The sequence below is a fragment of the Paractinoplanes brasiliensis genome, from assembly GCF_004362215.1.
Lineage (GTDB): Bacteria > Actinomycetota > Actinomycetes > Mycobacteriales > Micromonosporaceae > Actinoplanes > Actinoplanes brasiliensis.
In genome coordinates, this window is the sequence record NZ_SNWR01000001.1 from 7,122,966 (window position 1) to 7,135,278 (window position 12,313).

The 12,313-nt window shown below is 72.0% G+C and carries 8 protein-coding genes; 4 read left to right on the plus strand and 4 right to left on the minus strand.

Going from position 1 to position 12,313, the window contains the following annotated elements:
- The first annotated feature begins 61 nt into the window (after window positions 1–61).
- Together C8E87_RS31815 and C8E87_RS44715 are read left to right on the plus strand one after the other, a co-directional pair.
- Window positions 62–856 (plus strand): SWIM zinc finger family protein, encoded by a 795-nt coding sequence (locus C8E87_RS31815; protein WP_133876495.1) that lies wholly within the window; start codon window positions 62–64, stop codon window positions 854–856.
- A 190-nt stretch (window positions 857–1,046) separates the two neighbouring features.
- Window positions 1,047–1,631, plus strand: coding sequence for a hypothetical protein (locus C8E87_RS44715; protein WP_203720867.1), 585 nt, complete (start codon window positions 1,047–1,049; stop codon window positions 1,629–1,631).
- Between the two features lie 55 nt (window positions 1,632–1,686).
- Here C8E87_RS44715 and C8E87_RS31825 read toward each other — a convergent pair whose 3' ends face one another.
- Both C8E87_RS31825 and C8E87_RS31830 read right to left on the minus strand, forming a co-directional pair.
- On the minus strand, window positions 1,687–3,099 hold the full coding sequence (locus C8E87_RS31825; protein ID WP_133876496.1) for an SDR family NAD(P)-dependent oxidoreductase: 1,413 nt from the start codon (window positions 3,097–3,099) through the stop codon (window positions 1,687–1,689).
- 147 nt (window positions 3,100–3,246) lie between these two features.
- The gene (locus tag C8E87_RS31830) at window positions 3,247–4,191 is read right to left on the minus strand and encodes a LysR family transcriptional regulator (RefSeq protein ID WP_133876497.1); all 945 of its coding nucleotides are present in this window, start codon (window positions 4,189–4,191) and stop codon (window positions 3,247–3,249) included.
- A gap of 70 nt (window positions 4,192–4,261) precedes the next feature.
- Between C8E87_RS31830 and C8E87_RS31835 the strand changes: the two genes are divergently transcribed.
- A complete protein-coding gene (locus C8E87_RS31835; RefSeq protein WP_133876498.1) occupies window positions 4,262–5,197 on the plus strand; it encodes a DMT family transporter in 936 nt (311 codons plus the stop codon).
- 195 nt (window positions 5,198–5,392) lie between these two features.
- Complete coding sequence (locus C8E87_RS31840; RefSeq protein WP_133876499.1) at window positions 5,393–6,130, plus strand: SDR family NAD(P)-dependent oxidoreductase; 738 nt, start codon at window positions 5,393–5,395, stop codon at window positions 6,128–6,130.
- Window positions 6,131–6,134: 4 nt separating this feature from the next.
- Here C8E87_RS31840 and C8E87_RS45875 read toward each other — a convergent pair whose 3' ends face one another.
- Both C8E87_RS45875 and C8E87_RS31850 read right to left on the minus strand, forming a co-directional pair.
- Window positions 6,135–11,315 carry an MMPL family transporter gene (locus C8E87_RS45875; protein WP_239080521.1) on the minus strand — a complete coding sequence of 1,727 codons (5,181 nt, stop codon included), beginning with the start codon at window positions 11,313–11,315 and terminating at the stop codon, window positions 6,135–6,137.
- 62 nt (window positions 11,316–11,377) lie between these two features.
- Complete coding sequence (locus C8E87_RS31850; protein WP_133877202.1) at window positions 11,378–12,139, minus strand: hypothetical protein; 762 nt, start codon at window positions 12,137–12,139, stop codon at window positions 11,378–11,380.
- Window positions 12,140–12,313: the final 174 nt, after the last annotated feature.

Sequence of the window (12,313 nt, forward strand, 5' to 3'; positions counted from 1 at the left end):
CGACCTGCGTTTCCGGGGGTCGTCGTGCCTGAGCTGCTGGTTTGTGCTTCCGGGGGCCGTCGTGACTGAGCTGCCGGTCGCCTTTCTGGGCACGTTCGAGTCGTTGCGGATGGGGCCGACGTTCGCTCGTGGCCGCCGCGACGAACGGGCCGGGCATGTGCGCAGCCTGACCATCTCGTCGAGCCTGGTCGTCGCGCAGGTACGCGGGCCCGAGGACCCTCGTGCCGTCCGGGCGCGAATAGCCGTACGGGCGTTCGGGGCCTCGGAGTGGGCGGCTCTCGAGGCGGCGTTGGCCAAAGAAGCGCGCTTCACGGCCCAGCTGCTCGACGGGCGGATGCCCGCAGGCATAGGCGACGTCTTCGCGGCGGCCGGGCTGAGCCTGGTGCCCTTGTCGCTCGACGAGGTCGCGATGGACTGCTCGTGCGAACGGTGGCCGATGCCGTGCATCCACCTGGCCGCCACCTGTTACGCGCTGGCGCGCAGCTTCCAGGAGGACCCGTTCGGCGCGTTCGCCTGGCGTGGCCGAGGGCGCGACGAGTTGCTCTCCCACCTGCGGGAACTCCGCAGCACCCTCGCGGTGAGCGCCGCTTCCGCCCCGGCGTCGGCCCGTCCCGGCGGCCCGGCCTCGCCCGGCCCGTCCTCTTCCGGCGCTGACCTGGGGGAGCAGTTGGGCGACGTGGCGGACTTCTGGGGCCCCGCGGTGCCCGCGGCCGTGCCCGCCGGCGGCCGGCCCGGCGCCATGACCAGGCCCGACGCGCTGCTCGACCAGCTCGACCCGCCGCCACTGACCGACGGCGGGCGGCCGATCGTCGACGTCCTGCGCTCGGCCTACCTGGCCCTGCCCGACGAGCCGTGATCCGTCTTGGCGCGGCCGTTGCCCGCGGGAGCGTCATCTCTAGCATGATCAACCGTTTCCCTGAGTCAGGATCGGCTGTTCGTGCCGTGCTGCGCCCCTAACGAGGTACACGCTCCGAAATCGACCCGTTACATTCGGTGCCCGTGATGTCCTTCTCTCGACATAGCGTTTTGTCTAGAGAAGGTGTGATATGAACCGTTTTGCCCGGATGCTGACAGTGAGCGGCCTCGGCCTGATTGCGGGCGTCACGATGGGTGCCGGTCCGGCCGTGGCGGCCGTCACGAGTGATGCCGGCACGTCCAAGACGGCCAGCGCCACCCAGGACAACCGCCGCGACCGCGTCGTCGGCTACTACCGCAGCTTCGGCGCGTGCGTCGTTGCGGGCCGCATCGGCGAGCGCTTCGGCCGGTGGGACAGCTTCGACTGCGACCGGGTCGGGCGTCGCACGTTTGCTCTCGAGGTCAGCTGGGACCGTCCGTGGCACTTCCACGACCGTCACCGCGGTCCCGGCCGTCCGTGGTTCGACCGCGACCGTGACCACCGCGACCGCGACCACCACGGCGACCGTGGACGTGACCGCGACTGGGACCGTGACCGTGACGGGGACCGTGACCGTGACCGTGACCGTGACCGCGACTGGGACCGCGACCGCGACCGCGACCGTGACCGCGACCGTGACCGCGACGGGGACCGTGACCGCGACGGGGACCGTGACCGTGACCGGGACCGGGACAACGACCGGGACGGCGGCCGGGCCGACCGCCCCGTCGTCTGACGGCGCCAGTGACACGACGAGCCACGGCCCTCCCGGGTCGTGGCTCGTCCGCGTCCTACCAGGCGACCGGCGCGTAGTCCTTCAGGAAAACCCCGTACAGGTCCTCACCCGCCTCGCCGCGCACGATCGGGTCGTACACCCGGGCCGCGCCGTCCACCAGGTCGAGCGGGGCGTGGAAACCCTCCTCGGCCAGGCGCATCTTGGTCGGGTGGGGGCGCTCGTCGGTGATCCAGCCGGTGTCCACGCTGGTCATCAGGATGCCGTCGGTGAACATGTCGGCCGCGCTGGTGCGGGTCAGCATGTTCAGCGCCGCCTTGGCCATGTTGGTGTGCGGGTGCCCGGCGCCCTTGTAGCCGCGGTTGAAGATGCCCTCCATGGCCGACACGTTCACCACGTACTTGCGCTTGAACGGTGACAGCTTCATCGCCGACCGCAACCGGCTGACCAGCACGAACGGCGCCGTCACGTTGCAGAGCTGCACCTCCAGCAGCTCCAGCGGGTCGACCTCGTGCACCCGGTCGCTCCAGCTGTTGGTCGGCGTGGTGTCGGGCACCAGCCCACCCGCGTCGATAGCGACCGAGCGGGCGGTCAGCGCCATCTCGGTGATCTGCTGCGGCGTCAGCACCGGCGCGCCCGTGGTCAGGGCGGCGGCCGGCGAGACCCCGGCGGTGCCGAAATACTCCAGCTCGGGCAGGGGCCCGTTCGGCAGCGACTCCGACTCGGCGGCCGCGATCGCCGCGTACGAGCCGGGTGTCCGCCGTACGGTCTGTGCCGCGTTGTTGATGATGATGTCGAGGTGCCCGCGCGCCGCCACCGAGTCGGCCAGGCCCACCACCTGGGCCGGGTCGCGCAGGTCGAGCCCGACCACCCGCAGCCGGTGCAGCCACTCCGCGCTGTCAGGCATGGCCGTGAACCGCCGGACCGCGTCGTGCGGGAACCGTGTGGTGATCGTCAGGTCGGCCCCGTCGCGCAGCAGGCGCAGCGCGATGTACATCCCGATCTTGGCGCGGCCGCCGGTGAGCAGGGCCCGCCGCCCGGTCAGGTCGGTGCGGGCGTCCCGGCGGGCGTGGTTGGTGACCGCGCACTCCGGGCAGAGCTGGTGATAGAAAGCGTCGACCTGCGTGTAGCGCTGCTTGCACACGTAACAGCCGCGGGCCTGGTGCAGCACCCCCGCCGTGGCGGCCCGGGCCGTGCTGCGCAGCGGGATTCCCGCCGTCTCGTCGTCGATGCGCCCCGGCGCCCCGGTCGCGGTGGCCTCGGTGACCGCGCGGTCGTTGGCCAGGATCGCCTCGCGGCGCTCCCGTCGGCGCTGGTGCTTGACCGTCTTGAACAGGCTCGCGGTGGCCCGCCGCACCGCCACGGCGTCGGGATGCTCCGGCGGGAGAGCTTCCACCTCGGCGATCACCGCCAGACACACCGCCAACCGCTCGGCATCCACCCCGGCGGTCGTTACCGCTTCGCCCGTCATCCGAACTTTCCGTCCTTCACAACCCGATCCGACGCTGGAACTGTACTGAGCCCGCCGGTTGATCGGTTGCGCACGCCCCCATCCGAGAACTCCGGTGGGGCTGCAGGTTTCGGCCGAACCGGCTCGCGTTCCGCCCGGAACTGCAGGTCACGTCGAAGCCGGGACGCGTGCCGCCGTGAAGTGCGGGGCGGGTAGCGCGGCCACCGTCTCGCGCAGGGCGTGGACCAGGGCGTCGGCCAGCGGGTTGGGCCGGCGGCGCTGCGGCGTGACGATGCCGATGTAGCGGCACGGGCACGGCGGCGCCAGTGGCACCATCGCGAGGCCACCCGGGGCGGCGGTCAGGGCCACCTGCGGGATCATGCTGATGCCCACCCCGGCCCGCACCAGCGACTGGGCGAAGACGTAATCCGTGCCGCGGCAGGCCGTGCGGATCTCGAAACCCGCCAGCGCCGCGTAGTGGTCCAGCATGTCGACGATCTCGAGGCAGCCGTGGACCCAGCGCTCCCCGGCGAGCTCGGCGACCGTCACCGACTCGCGCCCGGCCAGGCGATGACCCTCGGGCAGCACGATCCACATGGGGTCGTCGAGCAGGGGCGTCCACGTCATTCCGGAACGGTCCCCCGGGCGTACGGGGGGAAGGTCGTCGAAGTGATAGACGAGAGCGAGGTCGGCTGCGCCGGAACGCACGAGGGGAAGCGCGTCGGGGGGATCGTTTTCGAGAACGGTGAGCTCGACGCCGGGGCGCTCCTCCGCGAACCGGGTCAGCGCCGGGGGCAGCAGGCGCTGACCGCCGCTGGTGAACGTGGCCACGGTCAGGCCGGCGGGGGTGCCGAGACGGGCGATCTCGCGCTCGGCCTGCGACAACTCGGCGGCGATGGCGTCGCCCGCGTCGACCAGCACCCGGCCCGCCGCCGTCAACGTCACCCCGCGCGTGCTGCGCTGCACCACGGCCGTGCCGCCCAGCTCCCGTTCGAGCGCGCTGATCTGCTGCGACACCGCGGACGGGGTCAGCATCAGCGCGGCGGCGGCCTGGTTGAAGCTGCCGAGCCGGGCCACCTCGCGAAGAACCGTCACGCGGCGAACGTCGATCATAAGCCGAGCTTACTACGGCTTCACCAACTCACTACTACCGCTTACGACCGTACGGGGAGAGGGTCAAGGGGTGAATCGACGCGCCTGGCTTCTCTTCCTCACCGTCTCGGTGCTCTGGGGCATCCCCTACTTCCTGATCAAGGTCGCCATCGAGGACCTGTCGCCGATGCTGGTCGTGTTCGGCCGCGTCGCGATCGCCGCGCTCGTGCTGCTGCCGATCGCCGCCGCCCGTGGCTCGCTGGCAAGGCTGCGCGGCCGCATGGGCTGGGTGACCGTGCTGGCGGTCGTGCACATCCTCGGCCCGTTCCTGCTGATCACGTACGGCGAGACACACATCAGCTCGTCGCTGACCGGCCTGCTCATCGCCGTCGAACCGGTCGCGATCGCCTTGCTCATGTCCCGCTCGGAACGGCTCACCCCGATCCGCGTGGCCGGCCTGATGCTCGGCTTCGGCGGCGTGGCCCTGCTCGTCGGCCTCGACCTGTCCGGCGACCGCCTCGGCCTGCTCGGCGCCGGCATGGTGCTGGTCGCGGCGCTCAGCTACGCCGTCGCCACCATGCTCGTGCAGCGCCGCCTCGCCGACGTGCCGACCGAATCACTGGTCGGGGCGACGACCGGCATCACCACCGTCCTTCTGCTGCCGTTCGCCGTTTTCACACTGCCTTCCCATCCCGTACGCGTGGAGGCCTGGGCGTCGCTGGCCACGCTCGGCCTGTTCTGCACCGCCCTGGCGCTGCTGGCCTTCTACCAGCTGATCGGCGCGGTCGGCTCCACCCGGGCGGGCCTGGTCACATATGTGAACCCGGTCGTCGCCGTCCTGCTCGGCGTCGCGCTGCTCAACGAAAGCTTCGGCCTGAGCACACTCGCCGGTTTCGCCCTGGTCGCCGCGGGTTGCTGGCTCTCGACCCGCCCCGTCCCGTCGACGCGGGCGCCCGAGCTCTTGGAAACGCCGGCCCTGGCGACGCTCCGCCCCGACACTCGCGCGGTCACCGTGTCCAGTGAGTGACTACTCCCATCTTCGCCGCCGACTCGGGCCGGCCGCCCTCGTGAGTCAGGGCTCACCTACCTCTCGCCGCCTACCGTGGCCGGCTGCCCTCGTGAGTGAGTGCTCACGACCGAGCCGGCGTGGCCGAGCGACCCAGCGCCGGCGGGCCGCTCGGCCACGTCCCGTTTTGGCGGTCGACGGCTTAGGGTGACCGGCATGGGGCAGCGGATTCTGATCACCGGGGCGCGGCGCGGAATCGGGGCGGCCATCGCCGTCGGGCTTGCTCGGCCCGGGTGCAGGCTCGTGTTGCATCACCTCGCGGCGGCCGAGGAGGCCGAGGGTGTCGCGAGCCTCTGCCGTGACCTGGGCGCCGAGACCACCCTGCTCGACGCCGACCTGGCCGACCCCGGCGCCGTCCGCGACCTGGCCGATCGTGCGGGTCCGGTCGACGTGCTGATCAACAACGCGGCCAAGGCGTCGAACGTGGACTTCCCGACGCTGCCGCTGTCCGAGTGGCAGCAGACGTTCGCGGTCAACGTCACCGCGCCGATGCTGCTGACCCAGGCGCTCAGCGTGGGCATGGCCGAACGGGGATGGGGCCGCATCGTCAACGTCGTCTCGCCGACCGTGCGCCTCGGCGGCCCCTCCGGCCCCGCGTACGTGTCGAGCAAGGCCGCCCTGATCGGCCTCACCCGCTCGCTGGCCCGCGCGCTCGGCCCGTACGGCATCACGGTCAACGCGCTCTCACCGGGCGCGATCCGCACCGAGGGCGAGGTCGAACTGGCCGCGGGCCGTGACGAGCAGGCCCACGCCCCGATCGTGGCCTCCCAGGCTCTGCCGCGCGCGCTGGTCCCCGAGGACGTGGTGGCCACCGTACGCCTTCTGGTCTCGGACGGTTCGGGCGCGCTCACCGGCCAGGTCCTCGAGGTCGGCGGCGGCCTCGTCTTTCGCTGACCGGCTATTCGGCCGGTTCGTCGGCCTCCGGTTTGCGGCGTTGGGCCGGAACCTGATCGGCCAGCGTCGCCGGGCGGCGGGCCGGTTTGTGCTCGGCCGGACTTTCGGGGCGCTTGCGTTCCACGGTCGAGCGGCGGGTGTATTGGGCCAGGTCGGCCGGGCGGGACTCGCGCAGGTGGTCGCCCAGGTCGGCGGGCCGGGTCGTACGCAGGTGGTCGCCCAGGTCGGCGGGCCGGCGCTGCGCGGGAACAGCCGGTTTCGGCGGGACGGCGGGAGCCTCCGCGGGTGTCGCCGCCTCCGGCGTTGCGGGGGGCGGCTCGGCCGGGCGGACCGAGTACGGCAGGTTGCCACGCATCGACGGGCGCAGTAGCGGAACCGGCTCCTCCGCCGGAGCGGGCTGCCGCGCCGGGCGCGGTTCGTCGTACGCCGCCGGCTCCCGCGGGGGCAGCGGCTCGGTCGATTTCCGTACGGGGAACGGCTGCTCGAACGCGGGCAAGGGCTCGGCGGCCTGCCGCTTGGGAAGCGGGTCCCTCGCCGGACGCTGCCGGGGGAGCGAATCGGCCGCGGGACGCTTCGGGAACGGCTCGACTGCCCGGCGGCGGGGGAAAGGCCTGTCGTACGGGGCCGGGCCGGGATCCTCGGGCACCGGCGCGGGCTCGTCGAAGATCGTCGGACGGCGCCGCGACGTGGTGTCGTCGGGCTCGGTGGTGCGGCGAGCCGGGAACAGGTCGGAGAGGCGGTTCGCCGTTCCGCTGCCGCTGGTGGGCGGCTCGGTCGACGGGGGCTGTGCGGAACGCTGGGGCAGCGGCTCGGAACGCTGGGGCAGCGGCTCGGCCGAAGCGACCGGAACGGCCGGCTCGGCGGGCTTGCTCGGCGCCGGCGGGACAACGGGCACATCGGACTTGCTCGACGCGGCCGGGACAACCGGCACGGAGGGCTTCGACGGCGTCCTGGGCTCGGCCGGGGTGGCCGACGACCCCAGCCGGCGAACACGCTCGATGTCGGGCGCGGGCATCCGGCGGGTCGACTCGAGGCCGGGCAGTTGCAGCTTGCGGGTGGCGTCGAGATCCGGGGCGTCGAAGCTGCGGGTGACGGCGGGATCCGCGTCGTCGGACTCCGTCGTCGCGGCGGGGGCCACCGGCTCGGGGAGCGGGTCTGCCTCGGGGTTCACGATCACGCCGGAGGTTTCCGGGTCCGGGGACTCGAAGGCCCGTACGGCCTCGCGGTTGGGCGCCTCGAAGATCGCGGTGGTGTCACTGTCCGGGGCGTCGAAGCTGCGGGTCAGCTCCAGCTCGGGCAGCGAGAGGTTGCGGGTGCGCTCGAAGTCCGGCCGTTCGCCGAAGTAGGGCACCGGATCCGACGGCTCGGCCGGCAGCGGCAGCGAGCTGGCGAACGTCCCACTTGTCGAAGGGCCGAAGAAGAAGTCGTCCGGCGCCGAGTAGTCGGTGTACGGGCTCACCGACCCGGATCGGTAGACCCCCGGCTCGGGGAAGAAGGGCACCGGCAGGTTGAGCGAGGCGGCAGCCAGCGGCGGATCGGGTTCGGGATCGTCCTCGACCAGCTCGGCATCCACGACGTCGTCATCCCACGCGCCGGAACCGGCCGAACCGCCGTCCCCGGCCAACCGGGTCTCGACAGGCCCCGTCCCGACAGGCCCCGCCCCGACGGGCCCCGTCCCGACAGGCCCCGCCCCGACGGGCCCCGTCCCGACGGGCCCCGCCTCGACGGCCTGCACATCGTCTGCTCGCCCCGAGTCCGGCATTTCCGATTTGCCGGATATTGACGACGAGGGTGTCAGCGAGGCGTGGGACGCGAGCAGGGGCGCATCCTGCCCGCCCGTCTTTCCGTCCACATCTGACATTTCCGATTTGTCGGACGAGGGGGAGGTGGACGAGGGGGAGGTCGAGGAGGCGGAAGTGGACGAGGGGGACGTGGACGAGGCGGAAGTAGGCGGGAAGGAAGGTGAGATGGAGGACGGATGCGGAGCGGGGGGTGAGGGGGCGGAGGAGGCCGCGGTGAAGGGCTCCGAAGAGGCGGCAACGGCGGCCGCGGCAGATTCGTCGACGGTTTCCGCCGACGGCGACTCGGTCCTGGAGGGCGCAGATGCAGGCTTCGCACCGGGCTCATCCTCGGCGACGACCGGCTCGTCGTCCTGGGGGTCGGCGGCGACAGGCTTGGTGTCCTCCGCGAGGGCAGGCTGGTCCTCAGCGCTGACGGGCTCTTCCTCAACGGCGACCGGCTCGTTCTCAACGGCGACCGGCTCGGAGCCGTCCACGGTCTCGCCGTCGTCGGCAGCCGGCGAGTCGTCATCCGCGGCGGCAGGTTCGCTGTTCGCAGCCACCGGCGAGGTGTCGTCCGTGGTGGCTGGGTCGTTGTTCGTGCCCGTCGGCGGGGTGTCGTTGGTGGCGGCGGGTTTGTTGCCGGTGGGAACCAGAGAGGTGTCGTCCGCGGCGGCAGGTTCGCTGTTCGCAGCCAGCGGTGAGGTGTCGTCCGTGGTGGCTGGGTCGTTGTTCGTGCCCGTCGGCGGGGTGTCGTTGGTGGCGGCGGGTTTGTTGTCCGCGGGAACGGGCGAGGTGTCGTCCGTGGCGGCCGGTTCGCTGTCCGTGCGCGGCGGGGTGTCGTCCGTGGCGGCGGGCTGGTTGTTCGCAGCCACCGGTGAGGTGTCGTCCGTGGTGGCTGGGTCGTTGTCCGTGCCTGTCGGCGGGGTGTCGCTGGTGGCGGCGGGTTTGTTGTCCGCGGGAACGGGCGAGGTGTCGTCCGTGGCGGCCGGTTCGCTCTCCGTGCCCGCCGGTTTGTCGTCGTCGGCGGCGGGCTCGTTGTCCACGGCGGCCGGCTCGTCCTCGATGATCTCGGCGTCGACGACGTCGTCCTCGACCCGGGGGATGACCTGCGTGGCCGCCTCGCGGGAGGACACCGCCTGCGCCACCATTCCCGGCGGCAGCAGCATCACCCCGGCCGCTTCCCGGTCCCATTCCGCCTTCTTCTTGACCGTGGCGGACGGCCCCGGCGGCAAAGCCAGCACCGCGGTGACCTCGCCCACCGCGTGCCGTCCCGAGGGCAACGCCGGGGGCTCCTCGCCCGCGTGCTCGGCCAGCCCGGCCCTTTCCTGCAGGCGCTTCAGCGGCCCCGGCGCCCACCAGACGGCGTTGCCGAGCAGGCCCATCACGGCCGGCACCAGCAGCATGCGCACCACCGTCGCGTCCAGGAAGAGCGCCACGATCATGCCGACGCCCACGAACCGCATGGTGGTGACCGACGACAGCGCGAACGCCCCGGTCACCACGATGAGCAGCAGGGCCGCCGCGCTGATGACGCGGCCGGTGCGGGCCAGGCCGACCGTGACCGCCTCGTTCGTCGACGCGCCGTGGGCGCGGGCCTCGACCATGCGCGAGAGCAGGAACACCTCGTAGTCGGTGGACAGGCCGAACACCACGGCCGCCATGAGGACGACGATGCCCGCTTCGAGCGGCGCCGGGGTCACGTTCAGCAGGCCCGCGCCGTGGCCGTCCTGGAAGATCCAGACCAGGGTGCCGAATGTCGCGCTGAGGCTGAGCGCGCTCATCAGCACGGCCTTGATCGGCAGCAGGATCGAGCCGAAGGCCAGGAACATCAGGATCAGGGTGGCGCCGACCAGCAGGGCCACCATCCACGGCAGCTGGGCCGCGGTGGCCGACAGGCTGTCCACGTTGCGGGCCGTGGTTCCTCCGACCAGCAGTTCCGCGCCGTTGGGCACGGGCAGCGAACGGATGTCGTCGACCACCTGACGGGCCTCGACACTGAACGGGTCGGTCGATTTGAGCGTCGCGGTGAAGACGGTGACGTCGCCGGCGCGCTGGGCCGGGCCGACCTGGGCGATGCCGTCGAGCTGGCGCAGCGTGACGGCGAACCCGGAGCTGTCGGCGTCGCCGCGCAGCACGATCGGGATGTCGTCGCCGGTGAACTGCGGGTAGCCGGTCTTGAGGGTCTCGATCGCCACCCGGGCCGGGTCGCCCGCCGGCAGCGTACGCTCGTCGGCCTCGCCGAACCGGACCCCGGCGATCGGCGCCGCCAGGACCAGCAGCACGGCCAGGATGGGCAGCGCGAACAGCACCGGGCGGCGCAGCACGACGGTGGCGAGCCGGCCCCAGAAGGATTCGGCGGGGGTGGTGCTCTTGCGGCCGGGCAGCCGGACGGGCAGCTTGTCGACGCGTGGGCCGAGCAGCGCGAGCATCGCCGGCAGCAGAGTCAGTGAGAGCAGCGCGGCCAGACCGACCGCGGCCAGACCCCCGTACGCGAGGCTCTTGAGGAAGCCCTGCGGGAACAGGAGCAGGCCGGCGAGCGCGATCATCAGCAGCGACGCCGAGAAGACGACCGTGCGTCCGGCGGTCGCGACCGTGCGGCTGACGGCTTCGGATGGCGTACGGCCGGAATTCTGCTCTTCCCGGAACCGGCCGACCATGAACAGGCCGTAGTCGATGGCCATGCCGAGGCCGAGCAGGCTGGCCACGTTGACCGCGAACGAGTTGACCTCGTGCACGTTCGCCACCGCGTGCAGGACGCCGAGCGAGCCCAGCACCGCGGCGCCGCCGACGAGCACCGGCAGGGAGGCGGCGACCAGCGATCCGAACAGGAGAACCAGCAGGATGAGAACGACCGGCAGCGAGATGATCTCGGCGCGGGCGAGGTCTTGCGTGGAGCGGGTTGAGGTGGCGTCGGCCAGCACGACCGAGCCGGACAGCTGCACGTTCGTGCCCGCGACGGCCAGTTTGCCGTCGAGTTCGCGGAACGCGTCGAGCTTGGCGCCGTCGTCCGTGCCGGCCAGCGTGACGATCACGATGCCGCTGGTCTTGTCCTTGGCTGCGAGCTGCGAGGACTTTGTCTGCCAGTACGAGGTGGTGCGCGTGACCGCCGACTTGGGCAGCTGCGCGAGTCGGGTGCGGACCCGTTTGCCCAGCTCGACGTCGTCGACCTTGACCCCGCCGGTCGGTGTGTAGATGACGACCAGGTCGCCGCCCTGCGCGCCGAACGCCTTCTCGACCGCGTCGGCGGCCTGCGACGACTCGCTGTCGGGGTCCTGATAACCGCCCTCGGTGAGCTGACCGAAAACACCGAGCCCCCAGATGCCCGCGCCGATCACCGCGACGAGCGCGACGGACAGCACCGGCCACCGGAAGCGGGCGACCCACGATCCCCAGCCCGCGAACACGTCAACCCCTCTTGTCGTTCATCACTGCCGCCGGATCCCGGACGGAGTGTTATGAGAACACTTCACGAAAGCGTCGCCGCTTCCAGGGCCACCCCTGCGCAACCTTCCCCGTACGCAACGTCGGTGGTCCACGTCAGCCGCACCTGGCCGGATCTCGGCGCCTGGTAGGCCACTGTCACCACAGCGGTACGCAGCGTGCCACCGCGGTTGTCGAGAAGGGTAGAGCCGGTCGACTTGCCGGTGCTCAGCCGCGCGGTCAGCTTTCCGCGCGCGGACACGGCCCCGAGATAGATCTTGAGGATGCGCGGGGTGGTCCCGGCCGGCGCGGTGACCGTGAACCCGTTGCCCTGCCCGCAGGTGCGAATGCCGGTTCGGGTGCCGGGGGTCGTGGCCACCGGGTCGCCGCCGATCCAGGTGAAGGTCTGCGGGCTGAGCGAGTGCCGGAACCGGGGCGCCGTCGGAGTTCCCTCGAGAATGCGGAATCTGCCGCCTTTGTCGCGTTCGAGGGAGTATGTGCCATCTAGCCCCCAGTGCACCCAGTCGCTCTCGCCTTCCTTCGACAGATCAACCTTTCCCGGTACGGGTCCCTGAGCGATCCGCAGCTGGTCGCGTGAGACCGGCCGGGTGGTCGGCGGCGTGCTCGCGGGCGTCGTCGGGGTCGGGCTGACGAGCGGGATCAGGCCCTGACCGGCCGGCGCGGGCGCCCGTACGTCACCCAGCGCGGGGGCGGGCGGGTCGAGCGGCGGCGCCTTCTCGGGGCCGCTCAGCCCGCGCGCCGCGACGAAGCCGAACCCGATGACGACGAGGACCCCGGCGAGGATCACGGCGGCGGACGAGAGGTATTCGTTCCACTCGGGCCCGGCGCTGGTCCGCCGTCCAGGTGGATCGGCGCGGTGGCTTGTCCGGGCTCGGCGGCGACCATCCGCGGTCGACGGCAACCGACCCTCCTGCAGGTGCGTCACTGATGGTTCATCGTGCGAACAACGGTGCGTGAGTGG